The organism is Flavobacterium yafengii (assembly GCF_030010375.1).
Lineage (GTDB): Bacteria > Bacteroidota > Bacteroidia > Flavobacteriales > Flavobacteriaceae > Flavobacterium > Flavobacterium yafengii.
Genome location: NZ_JASCRY010000006.1, coordinates 1 through 18,649, shown reverse-complemented (window position 1 = coordinate 18,649; position 18,649 = coordinate 1). Strand labels below are relative to the sequence as shown.

The 18,649-nt window shown below is 32.9% G+C and carries 14 protein-coding genes and 1 pseudogene; 2 read left to right on the top strand and 13 right to left on the bottom strand.

Annotated features, from left to right (window positions below; genetic code table 11):
* Window positions 1–177: 177 nt before the first annotated feature.
* Complete coding sequence (cphA, locus tag QLS97_RS15790; protein ID WP_282718005.1) at window positions 178–2,802, bottom strand: cyanophycin synthetase; 2,625 nt, start codon at window positions 2,800–2,802, stop codon at window positions 178–180.
* A gap of 258 nt (window positions 2,803–3,060) precedes the next feature.
* Between cphA and QLS97_RS15785 the strand changes: the two genes are divergently transcribed.
* Together QLS97_RS15785 and QLS97_RS15780 are read left to right on the top strand one after the other, a co-directional pair.
* A complete protein-coding gene (locus QLS97_RS15785) occupies window positions 3,061–3,933 on the top strand; it encodes a cyanophycinase (RefSeq protein WP_282718004.1) in 873 nt (290 codons plus the stop codon).
* Window positions 3,934–4,006: 73 nt separating this feature from the next.
* A complete protein-coding gene (locus QLS97_RS15780; RefSeq protein ID WP_282718002.1) occupies window positions 4,007–4,849 on the top strand; it encodes an isoaspartyl peptidase/L-asparaginase in 843 nt (280 codons plus the stop codon).
* Window positions 4,850–5,075: 226 nt separating this feature from the next.
* Here the strand turns inward: QLS97_RS15780 and QLS97_RS15775 are convergent.
* From QLS97_RS15775 to thrS, 12 genes and pseudogenes are all read right to left on the bottom strand, one after another.
* Window positions 5,076–5,875, bottom strand: a pseudogene (locus QLS97_RS15775) (endonuclease/exonuclease/phosphatase family protein).
* 783 nt (window positions 5,876–6,658) lie between these two features.
* Window positions 6,659–6,964: a hypothetical protein gene (locus QLS97_RS15770; protein ID WP_282718001.1), complete on the bottom strand. Its 306-nt coding sequence runs from the start codon at window positions 6,962–6,964 to the stop codon at window positions 6,659–6,661.
* Between the two features lie 185 nt (window positions 6,965–7,149).
* Window positions 7,150–7,437 carry a hypothetical protein gene (locus QLS97_RS15765; protein ID WP_282718000.1) on the bottom strand — a complete coding sequence of 96 codons (288 nt, stop codon included), beginning with the start codon at window positions 7,435–7,437 and terminating at the stop codon, window positions 7,150–7,152.
* A 195-nt stretch (window positions 7,438–7,632) separates the two neighbouring features.
* Complete coding sequence (locus QLS97_RS15760) at window positions 7,633–8,301, bottom strand: DNA-binding transcriptional response regulator (protein WP_282717999.1); 669 nt, start codon at window positions 8,299–8,301, stop codon at window positions 7,633–7,635.
* Between the two features lie 11 nt (window positions 8,302–8,312).
* Complete coding sequence (locus QLS97_RS15755; RefSeq protein ID WP_282717998.1) at window positions 8,313–9,989, bottom strand: tetratricopeptide repeat-containing sensor histidine kinase; 1,677 nt, start codon at window positions 9,987–9,989, stop codon at window positions 8,313–8,315.
* Between the two features lie 226 nt (window positions 9,990–10,215).
* Window positions 10,216–11,940, bottom strand: coding sequence for a tetratricopeptide repeat-containing sensor histidine kinase (locus tag QLS97_RS15750; protein ID WP_282717996.1), 1,725 nt, complete (start codon window positions 11,938–11,940; stop codon window positions 10,216–10,218).
* Between the two features lie 305 nt (window positions 11,941–12,245).
* Window positions 12,246–13,958 (bottom strand): zinc-dependent metalloprotease, encoded by a 1,713-nt coding sequence (locus QLS97_RS15745; RefSeq protein ID WP_282717995.1) that lies wholly within the window; start codon window positions 13,956–13,958, stop codon window positions 12,246–12,248.
* Window positions 13,910–14,854 carry a DUF5117 domain-containing protein gene (locus tag QLS97_RS15740; protein ID WP_282717994.1) on the bottom strand — a complete coding sequence of 315 codons (945 nt, stop codon included), beginning with the start codon at window positions 14,852–14,854 and terminating at the stop codon, window positions 13,910–13,912. Before QLS97_RS15740 ends, QLS97_RS15745 begins: the two co-directional genes overlap by 49 nt.
* 191 nt (window positions 14,855–15,045) lie before the next feature.
* Entirely contained in the window at window positions 15,046–15,390 is a 345-nt protein-coding gene (gene rplT, locus QLS97_RS15735; protein WP_091205336.1) for a 50S ribosomal protein L20, read from the bottom strand.
* Between the two features lie 172 nt (window positions 15,391–15,562).
* Window positions 15,563–15,760, bottom strand: a complete 198-nt coding sequence (rpmI, locus tag QLS97_RS15730) for a 50S ribosomal protein L35 (RefSeq protein ID WP_022827375.1) — start codon at window positions 15,758–15,760, stop codon at window positions 15,563–15,565.
* Between the two features lie 99 nt (window positions 15,761–15,859).
* On the bottom strand, window positions 15,860–16,417 hold the full coding sequence (gene infC, locus QLS97_RS15725; protein ID WP_369800971.1) for a translation initiation factor IF-3: 558 nt from the start codon (window positions 16,415–16,417) through the stop codon (window positions 15,860–15,862).
* A gap of 16 nt (window positions 16,418–16,433) precedes the next feature.
* A complete protein-coding gene (gene thrS, locus QLS97_RS15720; protein ID WP_282717993.1) occupies window positions 16,434–18,380 on the bottom strand; it encodes a threonine--tRNA ligase in 1,947 nt (648 codons plus the stop codon).
* Between the last annotated feature and the right edge of the window lie 269 nt (window positions 18,381–18,649).

Sequence of the window (18,649 nt, the reverse complement as noted above, 5' to 3'; positions counted from 1 at the left end):
AGTTCGCTTGAAAAGCGAGTATCGAGAACAAGGGAAAAAGATATAAAGGAAAGCTGGACACAAGCGAAGCGAACTGACAAAGTAATAGCTCTTGAAAAAGTCATTGGTAAAATAAAAATAGTTTAAGTTCAAAAAAAAGCTACCGTTACAGTAGCTTTTATCATTTAATGGGCAAAACTACACGATTCCGTGTTCGTTTTCTTTGTCTAAATATTCTTGTACAATATCAATGGCATTAGTCACTACATCGCTTAATGCGGTGATGAAACTTCCTTCTTCGGCACAATTTATGGCATGTTTTATCGCCTCAGTTTCTTTAGGAATAATTTCATACGTTACAGTTTTACCTGAATTTTTAATTCCATCGAGGATTAAATCAATGATTTCCTCTTCGGTTCTCCCTCTCAGGTATTTTTCTTGTCGAATGATAATATGGTCAAACATTCTGGCTGCAATAGTTGCACAATCTCTAATGTCTTCATCACGTCTGTCACCCACACCGGCAATAATTCCTATTTTTTTGGTAGCCTCAACACTTTGTAAATATTCTTCAACTCCTTTATATCCTGAGGCATTGTGGGCAAAATCAATTAGTACTTTGAATTTTTTGAACTCAAAAATATTCATACGACCGGGAGTTTGTGCCGCACTAGGAATGAAAGTTTGCAATGACAAGCTGATATCTTCGGTTTTAAATCCCCATAAATAACTGGCTAAAGTTGCTGCAAGTACATTGGCAATCATGAATTTTGCTTTACCGCCTAATGTTAACGGAACGTGAGTGGCGCGTTCAATTCGGATTTTCCATTCTCCTTTTTTGATGGTAATGTATCCGTTTTCATATACGGCTACTGTTTTACCTTCGGCGGAAAGTTTTTTGATAAAATCACTGTCTTCGCTCAAACTAAAATAAGCGACATTGCAATTCAAATCTTGACCTATTTTTATACAATGTTCATCGTCTCCATTTAAAACCGCCCAGCCATTTTTCTTGATGCTTTTTACAACTGTAGCCTTTACTCTGGCCAAATCATCTAAAGTATGAATGTCACTTAATCCCAAATGATCCTCCTGGATATTAGTAATGATTCCAATATCACAAAGACTAAAGCCCAAACCAGAACGAAGTATTCCTCCTCGAGCAGTTTCTAAAACGGCAAATTCAACCGTTGGATCTCTCAAAACATATTCGGCACTTATAGGTCCGGTAGTATCGCCTTTTTCCATCATGTGGTTTTGAATATAAATCCCATCGGATGTGGTGAATCCTACTTTGAATCCATTATTTTTTACAATGTGTGCCAAAAGTCTGGTAGTGGTAGTTTTTCCATTGGTTCCTGTAACAGCAATTATAGGAATACGACACGATTTCCCCGGAGGATACAACATGTCAATAACCGGTGAAGCAACGTTTCTGGGTAAACCTTCAGAAGGAGCAAGATGCATTCTAAAACCGGGTGCTGCATTGACTTCCAAGATTACACCACCATTTTCTTTTAACGGTTGCGTTAAATTCTCTGCCATAATATCAACACCACAAACGTCCAGCCCAATTACTCTTGAAATTCTTTCGGCGAGAAATATATTTTCCGGGTGCATCATATCGGTAACATCCACAGAAGTTCCACCAGTGCTTAAGTTTGCTGTAGATTTTAGGAATACAATTTCACCAATTCTGGGAATGGTTTCTAATGTATAGCCTAGTTTTTCCAATAAATCTTCGGTGTCTCTATCAACATCAATTTGTGTCAGTACATTTTCATGGCCATAACCTCTTCTTGGATCCAGATTTGTAGTTTCAATTAATTGCTGAATAGAATCAGTTCCATTTCCTATTACATGAGCAGGAACTCGTTTTGCAGCTGCAACTAATTTATTATCAATTACCAATATTCTAAAGTCGAATCCGGTAATAAATTTTTCTACAATGATTCGTTTGCTGTATTCTTTGGCGAAAGCCAAGCCTGAAACGGCATCTTCCCAATTAGTAACATTAATTGAAGCTCCTTTTCCATGATTTCCATCCAATGGTTTTAACACGATTGGATAGCCAATTTTTTTTATGGTCTCTGTCAAGTCATTTTCGTCAACACAAATGCTTCCACTGGCAACAGGAATTGAAGCCATGTCCAACATTTTTTTGGTAAGCTCTTTATTACAGGCAATATCAACTGCAATACTACTTGTTTTACAGGTGATTGTTGCCTGAAAACGCATTTGGTTGATTCCATATCCTAATTGAACCAAAGAATTAGTTCCTAATCTTATCCAAGGAATATTTCTGGAAACGGCTTCTTCTACAATACTTCCCGTACTTGGTCCGAGTCGAACGCGTTCCCGTATTTCACGCATTTTTTGTAAGTCGGCATTCAAATCGTAATCCGTTCCTGCGATTAATGCTTCGGCAATTGCAACAGAAGATTCTGCGGCAAAAAGACCCACATTTTCTTCGGTATAACTAAAGACGACATTATAAGTTCCGGGAGTTTTGGTTTCTCGAGTTCTTCCAAAACCAGTTTCCATACCAGCCAAAGACTGAATTTCAAGGGCAATATGCTCAATAACATGTCCCATCCAAGTGCCTCGTTCTACTCTGGAAAAAAATCCGCCACGACAACCTTCTGAACAACGGTGTTCAATCATTGTAGGAAACATAGTTTCGATACGTTCTCTAAATCCTTCTATTTTATTAGTAGGAAACTGTTCCATTTCTTCTAAATCCAATCGCATTTGGATTAATTTTTTTCTTTGTATACTCCAAATATTGGGACCACGAAGTGCTTGTACTTTAATTATTTTCATAAAACGAAAAGATTATTTTGAACTAAAAAATGGATATGTAATGACTTAATTTTAAATGTAATAGATTCTAATTTATAAAAATAGCTTATATGAGACGGTATTTTTTTTAAAAGTGTACAATGCAACTAAAGTAGTTTTTTAAAAATAGGAATCAAAATTTATTACTTTAAAAATAAACAATAAATATTGAGTTTGTGATAATTTAAAAAAAAAGCATAGTTCAATAGCTTCTTTTATCTTTTTGGTTATTTTTACAAAATGAATATACTAGGAAAACTAATAATAATAGGAGGTGCGGTAGATAAAGGTAGTTTTACTGAAACCGATTTGGATAAAAATGCAACTAACAATTTAAACTTTTTTGAAACTGGAATTTTAAAAAGGATACTAAACGAATCAAAACACAAAGAAAATTCACGAATAGAAATTATTACAACCGCTTCAATTATTCCACGCGAAATTGGTCCTGAATATGTTAAGGCGTTTGAATATTTGAATGCTAAAAATATAGATATACTTCATATCGAAAGAAGGGAACAAGCGGCAGATAAAGAAGTTTTGGCACGATTGAAAGCAGCAGATATTGTTATGTTTACAGGAGGTGATCAATTGCGATTGACTTCCATTCTTGGAGGAACACCATTTCATGACATTTTATTGGATAAATACCATAATGAAGAATTTATTTATGCCGGAACTTCAGCAGGAGCTGCAGCGGCATCTAATAATATGATTTATCAAGGCAGCAGTTCTGAAGCTTTATTGAAAGGGGAAGTGAAAATCTCTAGTGGATTAGGCTTAATTGATGGTGTTATAATCGATACCCATTTTGTTCAACGTGGGAGAATTGGCAGGCTTTTTCAAGCAGTTGTTGGGAATCCAAGAGTTTTGGGAATAGGACTTGGAGAAGATACTGGTTTGTTGATTACCAATAATACCCAAATGGAAGCTATTGGTTCTGGACTAGTTATTTTGGTGGATGGGCGTGAAATAAAAGACACTAATTTGACTAAAGTAGAATTAGGCCAGCCGATATCAATCTCACATTTGGTTACGCATGTTATGAGCAAATTCGACACTTACAATCTCGAAACACATAAAATGCACATTCAATCTTCACATTACGTATAATTTAATTTAGGTTTTGGATAATTGGTTTTGGACTTTAGTCTAATACCAAACTCAGCACCTTATTCCCAATAATATGAAACTAATCATACACGGAGGTTTTTTTTCGGAATCATCGACTAATCACGAAACTAAAGTTGCCAAACAAAATGCATTAGAGCGAATCGTAAAAGATTCGTACGATTTTTTAAAAACACATTCGGCATTAGACACCGTTGTTTATGCAGTTTCACTTTTGGAAGATGATGAATTATTTAATGCAGGAATTGGTTCCCAAATTCAAAGTGACGGAAAAATAAGAATGAGCGCTGCTATTATGGATGGTGAAACTCAGAAAATGAGTGGCGTAATCAATATCGAAGAAGTTAAAAACCCAGTTCAGGTTGCTCAAATATTGATGCAGTATGACGATAGGGTTTTAGGTGGAAGTGGAGCAACTAATTTTGCAAGAGAAAACGGTTTTGAATCTTTTTCAACCGAGATTCCACAACGTAGAGCTGAATATGAAGCAAAGCAAAAATCACTTGGAACAGGAACCGTGGGTTGCGTAGCTTTAGATACAAATGGAAAAATTGCAGTAGCAACTTCAACAGGAGGAAAAGGTTTTGAAATTCCGGGGCGCATTTCAGATTCGGCTACTGTAGCTGGGAATTATGCCAATACATTTTGTGGTGTGAGTTTGACCGGAGTAGGTGAGGACATTGTGAGTAATGCCACCGCTGCCAAAATCGTAACTCGTGTTACAGATGGTTTTACATTACAAGACGCCTTTACTAAAACGTTCATCGAATTAAAGCCATATGATGGTTTTGCTGGTGCAATTGCTATCGATAATCAGGGGAATATGTTTCATCAGGATTCACATCCCAGTATGGTTTTTGCCAGTTTTGACGGAGATAATTTTGAAGTTTTCGATTAATTTATTGGACACAGATTAAACGGATTGAACAGATTTACGCTGATTTATGTCCATTAATCTTTTTGTGTTAATATGGATTATTTAGATACAGATTCCATGAGTTTTTACCAGATTTTTTAATTATACTTTATGAAATTACTAAAGTTATTATTTTGAGCTACTAAACGATAAATATTATTTTTTTAATTCGTATAAATCCGTTTAATCTGTGTGCTATTTATTTTATTCAATTTAAAGAAAATTCAAACCAAATGGGAATATGATCGGATATTATTCTGGCTTCTTTTAGTGAATTAAAGTTTTTATGAAAAGGAATTATTCCCGAATTTATAGTATTGATTTTTGAAGTTTTGTAATACATATTGTCAAATTCAGAAGCTAGACATTTACCATTTTTACATTCTTGTTTCAAAGAGGTTTTCTGGTTGACTAAAATAGACTGATACCCCATTTTTTTCAAAGGATTGAACACGGTATGTGATTGCGGACAATTGAAATCTCCTGCAAATATTAAATTCAAGGTTGGATATTCATCGGGTAAAAACCGGAAGTATTTTATCTCTGTTTCAGGTTGTCTATTTTTAGTAATAGCATGAAAATTTACGACAGTAAACTGTTTGTTTTCATATTGAAAAGTACAAAAATAGGGTTCTCTATCAATCTCTAGATGGTATTTTTTTCGAGCCAAGCCCTGCCAATCTTTTTTAATTTGCTGGTTTTCCAAATAAAAGCATAGCGTTCCGTTTTGTATGCACTGCTGCTGGTTGGGTCACTAATTACATAATCCCATTTAGCTCCTTTGCGATTGAGTTCATCAGCTAATCGGGCTACTGCTTGAGCACCACCATAACCCGCTACAACCTCTTGAATGGCAATGATGTCATAATCACGAAGTGTATTGGCGATATAGTGTATTGTTTTGTCGGATTTAGATTTACCAAGGTTTTCTATGTTCCAAGAAAGGAGTTTGGTTTGTGAGAATGCAAAGCAAGAAATAAGTAGAAGTAGGTAAAAAAAGGGTTTCAATTTGGGAATTGTATTTTATAGTTAAAGAATAACGGAAATTTGCTGTCATTAATTGTATTGAACCTATATTTAATTATGAATATAGAATATTTCACTGAATTTTTACGGTAATATTCGTCTTTATTGTCGTTATGTTTTAACTGATTTGAAAGCAAAAATAGTGAAATAACTCTGAAATTTCTGTTGTGTATTCTTTAGCTTATGAATTTAATAATTCTTTCTTTTTCTTTCAAATCTAAACCTTTAAAAAAATAGCCTTTTATGGTTTTCTTTATTTTATCTTCTTTTCCAAATTTTATATACTAAATAAATGATACAAATAGAACCCAAAAAAATTATAGCTATATGTGCTGAAAATAATAGATTAGATTTTAAAATAATTGATGACTTCATTGATTATGCGTTTTTAATTTGCGTAAAACTACATTCTTGAAAAAAAAATATTTTACGGTTTCTCTCATTCGTGATAAAAAATAGAAAGTGTTTTTATTCAAAAATGACATTATGAGTTTTTGTATTATTTTTTATATAGATAATTTTTCCTTTTCGATGTCTGGAAAAATGCTTTACGGGGTGTTGTTTCGCGGAAATACCAGTTGTGTTTTGTATTGGATCATCAAATTTATTCAATAGATATTCGTTTCTATTTAGTATTAGTTGCTTTTCATTTAGTAGTCTATTTCTTTGTTTTTTGGGTAGTTCTTTTGAGGAATATGAGAATAATGCTATGAATAACAAGAGTCCTAGAAATATAATTTTTTTCATTTATTTTTAAAGAATATATTAGTTACAACACGCATTCACTATTTTTTTTCGAATTTTATAAACCTTCGTAAGTTGCTTTTTTGTCAACAGCTCTTTCTTTATTCCTTTATTCAGTTTTTTGCTTAGGTTTTCGGTCTTTACTTTCAAATAGGGATATCTTGATAATGAAATGGTATTGCCTTTAAGAGATTTTTTATAATGGATAAGATAATCTTTGACATAATTATCATAGTCATTGAGTTTTTCATCCCATTTATCTAGAATTGTTTCCTCTTTATTTTTTTCTGGTACGTTCAGAATGGATTTAGTTTCGTTTTTCTTCATGTCCTAAATTATTTTTTTGAAAATGACTTGAATTTTTTATATTTTCAAAAGTAAGTTTGATAAAAGTAATTACCTTACGGGAACCCTAAACCATTTAAAAAATTAAATCCCAGAATGTTATATAGGCTCTCATTGCTTATAAAATATTCTGAAATTACATATTAAGAATATTGAAATGATAATCTTTACATTTTTATCCAATTGCTAGCTATCCAGTCTGATAATTGATTTCGGTAGATTTCATTTTCCAAAGAAGGATGTTGTAAAAAACTTTCTGCTTTTTGAAAACTGGCTTTAGTTTGAGGAACTTTATATTTCTTTAGAAATTGATTGCAGAAGTGTATTACTTCTAATTCTTCTGTTTTATTAACATAAATCCTATCAAGAACTTCGATAGTTTTAGGATAATCTTCGGCATTAATAGTTTGCGAATATCCAGTAAATGCTAAGTCTTCTTTCGTGAAATCGGCCATTTTATATGATTTAAAGTTTTATTAGTCAAACCTAATATCTTTAGAAATCATTTCTTTACGGGAAACCGTAAAAGAGGCAATTATTTTAAAAAAAAAGCAATAGATTCAATTTCTACGATTTAAAATTGTTGATTTTCTTAAATGGATTCTATCGATTGTTGTGAAGTTATTTATTGTAGAAAAACAGTAATAAAATTAGACTAAGCCTAAATCTTTGGTAATGGCTATAAGATGGACATTATTACTTGCTTTAAAATATATCTTTAATCTATTGATACGTTTTTCGAGACTACTGCTCCCATTTGGAATTATTCCGGAATCTTTAAATTCTGATGAAATATCCTCAAGAGTTAAACCTTTAGATAAAGATCTCAAAAGTGAAATGTCATAGGATTCAATTTCAAAAAGCGATTTATCTCTTAATGCATAAGATATTTCAGCTGATGGTTTGATTTCTTCATTGTTATAAATGCGTTGAATCGCTTTCTTTAGCTCAGGAATACTGTTTCTTCCTTTGGATATATAAGCATTAATTCCCAAGTTATTGAAAAGTGATTTTATTCTAAAAGATTTGTCTTCTATTGAGAATACTATTGTCTTGATATCAGGTTGTACTTTTTTTACTGCCTCAATTAATTCTTCGCCTGAGTTCAACCTGTTTTCTTGATGGTCTGGTTTAAATGATAAATCACTAATTAATAAGTTATAGGGCTGATTGTCATGAAGTGCTTTTTTTATTTTTAAAAAAGCATCATCACAGTATTTGGCATGATGAATTTCTAAGATAGAAATTTCCTCCAGTGCTTGAATAACTGCTATACTAATACTGTCTAAATCTTCGGCTATTAAAACTTTATGGAACATAGAATCGAGTATTATATTGGAATAATAAATTGCACTTTAAATCCTTTATTTGATTTAGTGTCAAAAGTAATTATTCCTTTTATAGCTTGAATACGGTTTTCCACATTTTGAAGTCCATTTTTTAAATTTAATTGTTCCAAAGTTGCTCCGACACCGTTATCAGTATAATCTATTTGTAATTTGTTTTTTGTTTTTTTTAATGTTAGAACTACTAAACTGCATTTGCTGTGTTTTTTCATGTTGACCAGCAATTCTTGAATCACACGATAAATGATGATTTTTTTGTTATTATCTAATGCCATCCAATTGATTGAATCCATTCCATTGGTTATCACATTTACTTCTGGGGTATTAAAACCGGACATCATTTCTTTCAAATCAGATATGAATAATGGTCCAGTTTCCATTGAATTGTTTTCTCGGGAGATATTTCGTGTCCTTGAATAAATAGTGTCTAGATTGGAAATTAATATTTCTTTATTATGATTAGTGGATAAATCTTGAGTTTCTGCAAAAGCCATAGTGTGATACACATCGTTAGCTAATTCATCGTGAAGTTTTTTAGCTATTCGAATTTCAGTAGTATAAGAAGCTTTAATCTTTTCCCTTTTATTTCTGGCTAATAGTAGATTGGTTATAGAAATACTTATTACAGTAATTATTCCCACAACTAAATATAATATTAAATTTCTCTTTTTCTGATGTTCTGATTCAAGTACTTTTTGGGCTTTTAGTTTCAGATTCTCCTCTTTTTCTTTCTTGGAGTCGTACTTGATTTTAGCAAATTGATTCTTAGCTTTTTGTCTTACTTTAGTGATACTGTCATTAATATCGAGGTATTTCAGGGAATATTCTTTGGATTTATTTCCTGTATTGAGTTCAATTAATAATTTTAAACTGAGTAATTGGCCTTCAATGTTTTTTAGTTTTGTTGCTTTTTTATAAGTCATTAAAGCATAATCTGTGGCTAGATTTGGATTGCTTTTTTGATAAAATTCAGAAAGATGGTAATAACTTCCAATCAAACCCCAGTCATCCTTTTTTTTTACTTTTATTTCTAAGGATTGATTTAAATAGGCAAGTGCTTTTGAATTTCCTACTTTAAAATAGGAATAACCTAAATTATCGATTACTCTGGAAAATGCTTCGGAATTATTAATTACTTCTTTTTTTAAAGATAAAGGTTGTAGAATTCGTATTGCTAAATTATAATCTTCCTTTTCCATATATATAACAGCAATATTGTTTTTTATATCTGATTTTCGGAGTTCATCAGTTTTTAAATTTAATGCTTTATTGTAGTAGTAGAGTGCATTTTCATAATCATATGCATATAAATAGTTAATACCAATTATGGTATAAATATTCCATTTATATTTGGGATTCGTAGTTTTTTCTAAAAAAGGAATCGCCTCCATAGCTGTAGTTTCACTACCGGAGTAATCTCCTTGATTTTGCTGGATAGTTGCTAGATTAGATATTGAATAGATGATTTTAGAAACATCTTTTTTTTCATTACAGGCTGATTTGGCTTTATTAAAATAATAGTAGGAACTATCATATTCTGATTTCTCAAAAAATTTGTCTCCTAGATTAATTAATCGATCAATTTCAGCTGTATTGTGTTTTTTTTCGGGATTGTTTAGCGTCTTTTTTTCACACGAGTGAAGTATTAAAAAGAATGACAATGATAAAAAATAAACTATTGGGGGTAACTTTTTTAGAATCATTCTCCGAAAATAAAGAAATTAATTAAAATATAGAAACTATCTTCAATACAATTTAGAGTATAGTTTTTGAAGAAGAACTGGGATTTTCAGTTTCGATGCATCAATTAAATTATTATCAGTGTTTTAAATACTGGTATAGTTTGTACTTTGGTAGTTACTATTTGATTAAATAAATGAATTAGAATTACATTGTAATAATAAATTGAACTCTAAATCCTTTATCTGCTTTAGTATCAAAATTAATTGTTCCTTTTATAGCCTGAATACGGTTTTCAATATTTTGAAGCCCATTTTTCAAATTTAATTGTTTTAATGTTGCACCAATGCCGTTATCTGAATAATCTATTTGTAATTTGTTTCCATTCTTTTTGAAAGTTAGTACAACTAAACTGCATTGACTGTGCTTTTTCATGTTAACCAGCAATTCTTGAAGGACACGATAAACTATAATTTTTTTGTTACTTTCGATTGTTAACCAATTAATCGAATCCATTCCATTAGTCAATACGTTCACCTTATCGGTATTGAATCCAGACATCATTTCTTTTAAATGTGATACAAATAATGCCCCTGTTTCTATGGTGCTGTTTTCTCGGGATATATTTCGTGTTCTGGAATAAATAGTATCCAGATTGGTCAGTAAAATTTCTTTATTCTGGCTGGTAGATAAATCTTGGGTTTCCGCAAAAGCCATTGTATGATATACGTCATTAGCCAATTCATCATGAAGTTTTTTAGCAATTCGAATTTCGGTATTGTAAGCAGCTTTGATCTTTTCTCTTTTGTTTTTGGTCAAAAGTAGGTTAGTTACAAAAACACTTATCATAATTATAATCCCAACCGCTAAGTATAATAATATATTTCTGTTTTTTTGTTGTTCTAACAGAAGTGCATTTTCTGCCTTTTGCGTTTTTAGATTTAGATTCTCTTCTCTATCTTTCTTGGAATCGTATTTGATTTTCGCAAATTGATTCTTGGCCTTTTGTCTGACTTTATTGATGCTGTCATTGATGCGGAGGTGTAATATGGAGAATTCTCTCGATTCATTGCCTGTGCTATTCTCTATTAATAATGCTAATGATTTTAAGCGATCATCAACACTGTTTATTTTGGTTGCTTTTTCATAGGCTAAATGGGCATAATCATTGGATGGCTTGGGTTTGTTTTTTTTATGAAATTCTGAAAGATGCATATAACTCGCGATCATACCAAAGTCATCTTTTATCTGTTTTCTTATTTTCAAAGATTGATTTAAATGGTCAAGACTTTTTGAATTACCTATTTTATAATAGGAATAGCCTAAATTATCGAGTACTCGGGCATAGTTTTCGGAGTTATTAAGAACTTCTTTTTTTAGAGTCAGAGGCATAAGGGTTTGTATGGCGCGCTGATAATCGTGTTTGTCCATATATACAACGGCGACATTGTTTTGAAGAATTGCTTTTTGTAATTCGTCTGTCGCTTGTTGATAAGCTCGGTTGTAATTAGTAATAGCATTGTCAAAGTCCAAAAGGTTCTCATAATTGATCCCCAATATATTGTAAACGGCACACTTGTAATAGGGATTTGTGGTTTTTCGAAAAAAAGAAATGGCTTCAGTAGCTGTAGTTTCACTACTTGAATAATCGCCTTCATTTTGTTGAATAATGGACATTTTCAGTAATGAATAAATTATCTTTTCACTATCCGTTGTTAGATCGCAAGCTAATTTTGATTTGTTGTAATAATAAAAGGCACTGTCATTTTCTTGATTTACCAGATGTTTTTCTGCAAGAGTAAAATAGGCTGAATAATTAGTATTGGTTTTAGGTTTGCTATTATTTGGTTGTTCCTTTTTACAGGAGGATAGCGCAAAAAACATTGCCAGTAAAAGAATGATAATCGGGAAATGGAACTTTTTTTGTAGCATTTCCCGAAAATACAGAATTTAATTAGAATATGAAAACGATCTAATCAAACAATTTATATTATGGTTTTGGAGGAGGAATGGGAGTTTGCCCATTTTGTCCACCGATATCATCAGCTTGGACATCTGCGGCTATTTGTTGTTCATTATTGTTTGGAGTTGTCTCTATTTCATCATTGGTGCAAAAACCTATTACGCAATATATTATTGATAAATACCTAAAACAATAGTATTATTTAAAGCTAAATTATTCCATAAAAAAACTCCCATTCTAAAAATCAGAATGGGAGTTTTTTACGGTTAAAAAATTATTTTATGGCAAGTGCATTATCGATTAAGAAAATAAGGTTGCCACGATGTGCTCGGGTACTTTCATCTATTGAAGTTGCTGTAAGCAGCATTGATTTAATTTTTTTCAATGTTTGTCTTGCTGCAGCTTTCGAAATATCATCATAGGAGTTTCTGGAAGCATTTATATCCGAAATTTCTATAGCTTGTTTGACAAAATAAGTTTGAAGGTATTGTCTGTGCATATTTACTTTTCCAACTAAATCAGCTTTGAATATTCCGCTTACTAAATCATTCATAACTTCTGCTACTGAATACGTATTGCCATAGAGACTAGTATTAGAAATTCTTTGCAATGTTGTAGGATGCAGAATGTGCGAAAGTGCTCCATCAGTTTGCATGGATAGATATATACCACTCAATTTTGGATCCTCTGTAGAAGTGAAGAATCCAAATCCACGTCTTTGTAATTGTAAATAAGGGTATAAAGAGACGTCTGCTTCAAATGCATTTGGTGCAAATGCATATTTATTCAATACCTCAATTGCTCTTTTTTGCTCAGCTTCAGACACAGGGGTGAATGGTTTTTCAGTTGTATTTTGCCCAACATAACTTCGGTCAACATATACTCCGCCAATATAGCGACTTACTACAGCTATCATGTTTCTTCTTTGTCCGTTTAGCATGCTAAAACGCGAACGTAATTCTGCATAATTCTGTCCAGTTTTACTATATTTTACTTTGAGTTTAGGCATTACTGTATTCACTAATTTAAATCGGCTTTCGGCATATCCTATTGCATCGCTACTTAAGTCTTCAACCATGACATGTGGATCAATCGCCTTTCCGGATGCTCTCATGTCATCCGCATCATTACCAAAAGCAAGTCCTGGTTCTGTACTGCGGCTAAGAATTTTGTTTAACTCATTTTCTTCCAGTTTTTCATCAAATTCTTTGTATCCATATTCAATGGCCCAAAGATCGTATGGTCCGGGTTTTGTAGTAAAATAGTTTCCTTGTTTTGTTCGATCCAATGAAAGATTGATAGTAGGATAATCCATTACAGAGCCAATTAAACCAATTTTTTCTGTAATAGAAATGTCATTAAGTTCAGAAGCACTTAACATTTGACTTGCTTTCATATTGTGATTTAAGCCTAAAGTATGACCCATTTCATGTAAGATTAAATAATATAAAAACTCTTTATGAACTTTTAAAATAGTTTTTGGATCTTCATCATAAGCTTCTGCTATGGTTGCACCTGTCAAAAACTGACTTTTTAGTTCACTTGCCATTGTACAAAGATGTCCATCTGAATGAAAATAGGTGTTTAGATTGTTTTGATTTTGAATACTTTTCGCCGAAAACAATTCATCATAAATTGGCGATCTGCTTCCTGAACTCCATTCTACTGTAATATCAGAACCTAAAATCTGTCCTGTTCTTGGGTTGGCAAAACTGGGTCCAATTGCACCATAATTTGGATTTGCTGAAGCAACCCAACGAATAACATTATAACGCACATCTCCTGCATCCCAATCAATAGTGTCAGGTTGTATTTTCATCACAACAGCATTTTTGAAACCTGCTTTTTCAAAAGCTTGGTTCCAACGATTACCTGCCTCAACAATAGTTTGACGATATTCAACAGGTGTTGTATTTTCAACCCACCAAACAATAGGCTCTACAGGTTCGCTGAGAGCTGCCGTAGGATCTTTTTTTTCAAATACCATCGATTGATAATGTCTTTATAAGGTGTTGGTTTTATACTGGTTTGGTCGTTAATAGTTTGCCCAAAATATCCAATTCGAGGGTCATCCTGTCTGGATTTGAAATTATTCTCTGGTATTTCTAAAAATGTATGTTGCATACGAACACGAATATATCGTGCATCAGTAATGTCATCTCCACCGCCATTTAGAGGTGCTGGATTATCATAAGCCAGATCTACAACTACATCAGTATTATTAGGAAATGATCTGATGCTATGGTATTTTGATTTTGCTGAATTGAAATTACCAAGGTTGAAAATTGCTCCCCGAGGTATTCCTGGAGGCATTGTTGGTTTCACGGGATCTAATTTTTCACTTAAGAAAAGTCCGTCAGCAACAATTAAGAAACCAGTACTGTCTTGTGCTACAATTTTCTCAGCTAAGAAAATTGCTTCTGAAATATCAGTACCGGCTGTTTTACTAACGGCATTTTTTTTGTCGTAATAAAAAGCGGTGTTTACTAATCCAAATTCAATTTTGTCATTGGCTTTCTTTATGTTGAAAATACTTGTTGCACGATGCATACTTTGATTTAAAAACAAAGCCGTTGGTCCATTCATGGAATAGCTTTGATAAATAAATTCCTTATTCAGTTGGTTTTTCTTAATGTAAAGTTGCATATTTCCGGTAACCGTATCCTGATACATGGTAAACAAGCCTTCAATTTTTTTAGAGCTTTTTATTTTATCATTTATAGAAACAGTAGCAGTTTTTTTCGCCTTAATGCTATCTAATTTAGCAGCTGCAATCTCTTTTTTGTTTTTCTTCTTGCGATTGGTTTTTTCTTGAGCAAATGTGGAACTTGTAATAAATAAAAACACTAAAGAAAGAAGGAGTGTGGGTTTTAATTTAGTCATAGTATTTGAGTTTAATGAAAAATGATAGGAATCACGTCTAATTTTTTAAAAATCCTTACGAAAATAGAATAAATTTTTGAGATTAGTTATATATTTTTTAATTAGAATAGATTGTTAAAAACAAAAAAACCCCAATCTTTCGATTGAGGTTTCTATATAAGTAAGTAATCTAAATTGAGTTGATAAAACGTTTATTTTACTTTATTAAGTACTGCTTTGAAAGCTTCTGGGTGGTTCATAGCTAAATCTGCAAGAACTTTACGGTTCAATTCGATTCCGTTAGCTTTTACTTTACCCATGAATTGTGAATAAGACATTCCTTCCAATCTAGCTCCAGCGTTGATACGTTGAATCCATAAAGCACGGAAATTTCTTTTATTCACTTTTCTGTCACGGTAAGCGTAGCACATTGCTTTCTCTACCGCATTCTTAGCAACTGTCCAAACGTTTTTACGTCTACCAAAGAAACCTTTGGCTTGCTTCATTATTTTTTTTCTTCTTGCTCTTTTAGCAACTGAATTTACCGCTCTTGGCATAATTTTACTGTTTTTTTTGTAGCAGGCGCCCCGAATTAAATCAAGAGAACTTAAAAGCCATACTCCAAGGTTATTTTAAATTGTTTTAACCTAAAGATTATTTAATCAAAAGTTTTTAAAGTCGAATGTCGAAAGTCTTTAAGACCTTTGACTTTACAACTTTAAGACGTAATTAGATAATTCTTAATTGTTGTTTGATGCTTTTCATATCTGTTTTGTGAACTAGCGCTGAGTGAGTCAAAGCTAATTTACGTTTTTTAGACTTTTTAGTCAAGATGTGACTTTTAAAAGCATGCTTTCTTTTAATCTTTCCAGAACCAGTAACTTTGAAACGTTTCTTGGCGCTAGATTTGGTTTTCATTTTAGGCATTTTTTCCTAGTGTTTTAATTTATTCTTACTTACTATCTTTTAGTCTAAAGTTTAAAAGTCAGCTTATGACTTTCGGTTTTATGACTTTCGACTTTAAACTTATTTCTTCTTTTTCGGAGCAATGAACATAATCATTCTCTTTCCTTCTAAAACTGGCATCGCTTCGACTTTACCAAATTCTTCAAGATCTGTAGCTAATCTTAATAATAAGATTTGACCTTGATCTTTATAGATAATCGAACGTCCTTTAAAGAAAACAAACGCTTTCAATTTCGCCCCTTCTTTTAAGAACTTCTCAGCATTCTTTCTCTTAAATTCGTAATCATGCTCATCTGTTTGAGGTCCGAAACGAATTTCCTTAACGACTACTTGTGTAGATTTCGCTTTTAGGATTTTATCACGTTTCTTTTGCTCGTAAACAAATTTTTTGTAATCCATGATTTTACAAACCGGTGGATCCGCATTTGGTGAAATCTCAACTAAATCCAATTCAAATTGGTCAGCTAATCTTAAAGCTTCCGAAAGTTTAAAAACTCCAGGTTCAATATTTTCACCTACAAGTCTTACTTCTTGTACACCACGAATAAGGCTGTTTATTCTGTGGGCATCTTTTTTTTCTACGCGAGGTTGGTAACCTCTGTTGCTTCTTATTGCTATGACTTTATAATTTAAGTTAAACTGTAAATACTTTTAATGTTTTATTGATCTCTTCGTTTACAATAGCAGCAAATTCTTCTATCGTAACGCTGATATTCCCTTTTCCTTCTTGTCCATGACGACGGATAGAAATAGTCCCATTTTTCTCTTCTTCCTCTCCTACAATCAACATAAACGGGGTTTTTTGCATTTCTGCATCCCTGATTTTCTTCCCGATTGTCTCGTTTCTGTTGTCAATGAGGGCGCGAATTTCGTGATTTTCTAGCAAATCTAAAACTTTTTTCGCATATATTTCATATTTCTCGCTCAAAGACAATATTATAGCTTGTTCCGGCATCAGCCAAAGCGGGAAATTTCCTGCAGTATGTTCTAGTAAAATCGCAATAAATCTTTCCATTGAGCCAAAAGGAGCTCTGTGAATCATTACGGGTCTATGTAATTCGTTATCAGATCCTTTGTATGTCAAATCAAAACGTTCTGGTAAGTTGTAATCTACCTGAATCGTTCCTAATTGCCATTGTCTTCCCAAGGCATCTTTTACCATGAAATCTAACTTTGGACCATAGAAAGCTGCTTCGCCATATTCAACTACAGTATTCAATCCTTTGTCAGCAGCGGCATTGATAATCGCATTTTCTGCTTTTTCCCAGTTTTCATCGGTACCTATATACTTATCTCTATTTTCTTTATCTCTCAAAGAAATCTGAGCTGTAAAGTTTTCGAATCCTAATGAACCAAATACATATAGTACCAAATCAATTACTTTCTTGAACTCTTCGTCTAGTTGCTCAGGAGTACAAAAAATGTGCGCATCATCTTGAGTAAAACCTCTTACACGTGTCAAACCATGTAGTTCTCCACTTTGTTCGTATCTGTAAACAGTGCCAAATTCAGCGTAACGCTTTGGTAAATCTTTGTATGACCAAGGACGTACATTGTAAATTTCGCAGTGATGAGGACAGTTCATTGGTTTCAATAAAAACTCTTCTCCTTCTGCTGGAGTACTTATAGGTTGGAAACTATCGGCACCATATTTTGCATAATGTCCTGAAGTTACATACAATTCTTTTTGACCAATATGTGGTGTAACTACTTGCTCATAACCACCTTTTTTCTGAGCTTTTTTCAAGAACTGTTCAAGACGGTCTCTCAAAGCAGCACCTTTCGGCAGCCATAATGGCAAACCTGCGCCTACTTTTTGTGAAAAAGCAAAGAGTTCAAGTTCTTTTCCTAGTTTTCTATGGTCACGACGTTTTGCTTCTTCTAGTAATTCTAAGTATTCCGTTAAATCCTTTTGTTTAGGAAATGAAGTTCCATAAACACGAGTTAGTTGCTTGTTTTTCTCGTCACCACGCCAGTATGCTCCTGCAACGCTCATGATTTTCATCGCTTTGATTATTCCAGTATTTGGAATATGACCACCACGACATAAATCAGTAAACGTATCGTGATCACAAAACGTAATTGTTCCGTCCTCAAGATTGGTGATTAATTCTGTTTTGTAAACGTTATCCTTATATAGTTCTAAAGCTACTGCTTTAGAAACAGGACGCAGTTTGAATTCATGCTTCCCCCTTGATATTTCAAGAACACGATCTTCAATTTTTTTGAAATCAGCATCGGTGATTTTCTGATCTTCAAAGTCCACATCATAATAAAACCCATTGGATATTGCTGGTCCAAGTGTTAGTTTGATACCAGGATACATTTCCTCAAGAACCTGTGCCATTACGTGTGAAGTCGAATGCCAAAAAGCTTTTTTCCCGCCTTCGTCATTCCAGGTATATAATATAAGACTGCCGTCCGTCGTCAAAGGAGTTGTGGTTTCCACAGTTGTACCATCAAAAGAAGCCGAAATTACATTTCTGGCAAATCCTTCACTAATGCTCTTGGCAACATCCATAGGAGTAATCCCAGGAGCAAACTCTTTAATTGACCCGTCGGGCAAAGTAATCTTAATCATCGTTTATTATTTTAAGAATGCAAATATAGACCATTACAAAAATACATACAATATATATGTAAGGTTTGTTGCTTCAATTAGGTCTAAAAACAAAATTGATACTCATTATATATAGGTAAAGGGCAAATGTTTCCATTAGGAGCTGTTTCCCGCTATTCACTTTAAATGAAATTCACAGAACTCGGATTAAAATAAAAGTGAAGTAATCCCTAATGCGAACTTCGGTAAAGCGGAGCTTTTTGTTGTTTTGAGGAATTCAAAAAGACATC

What these genes read in the sequence shown, in the direction of transcription:
- QLS97_RS15785 (WP_282718004.1), top strand. Translation starts at nt 3,061, where the DNA reads ATGAATATACTAGGAAAACTAATAATAATAGGAGGTGCGGTAGATAAA.
- QLS97_RS15770 (WP_282718001.1), bottom strand. Translation starts at nt 6,964, where the DNA reads ATGAAGAAAAACGAAACTAAATCCATTCTGAACGTACCAGAAAAAAAT.
- QLS97_RS15745 (WP_282717995.1), bottom strand. Translation starts at nt 13,958, where the DNA reads ATGGTATTTGAAAAAAAAGATCCTACGGCAGCTCTCAGCGAACCTGTA.
- rplT (WP_091205336.1), bottom strand. Translation starts at nt 15,390, where the DNA reads ATGCCAAGAGCGGTAAATTCAGTTGCTAAAAGAGCAAGAAGAAAAAAA.
- QLS97_RS15780 (WP_282718002.1), top strand. Translation starts at nt 4,007, where the DNA reads ATGAAACTAATCATACACGGAGGTTTTTTTTCGGAATCATCGACTAAT.
- QLS97_RS15740 (WP_282717994.1), bottom strand. Translation starts at nt 14,854, where the DNA reads ATGACTAAATTAAAACCCACACTCCTTCTTTCTTTAGTGTTTTTATTT.
- cphA (WP_282718005.1), bottom strand. Translation starts at nt 2,802, where the DNA reads ATGAAAATAATTAAAGTACAAGCACTTCGTGGTCCCAATATTTGGAGT.
- rpmI (WP_022827375.1), bottom strand. Translation starts at nt 15,760, where the DNA reads ATGCCTAAAATGAAAACCAAATCTAGCGCCAAGAAACGTTTCAAAGTT.
- thrS (WP_282717993.1), bottom strand. Translation starts at nt 18,380, where the DNA reads ATGATTAAGATTACTTTGCCCGACGGGTCAATTAAAGAGTTTGCTCCT.
- QLS97_RS15765 (WP_282718000.1), bottom strand. Translation starts at nt 7,437, where the DNA reads ATGGCCGATTTCACGAAAGAAGACTTAGCATTTACTGGATATTCGCAA.
- QLS97_RS15750 (WP_282717996.1), bottom strand. Translation starts at nt 11,940, where the DNA reads ATGCTACAAAAAAAGTTCCATTTCCCGATTATCATTCTTTTACTGGCA.
- QLS97_RS15760 (WP_282717999.1), bottom strand. Translation starts at nt 8,301, where the DNA reads ATGTTCCATAAAGTTTTAATAGCCGAAGATTTAGACAGTATTAGTATA.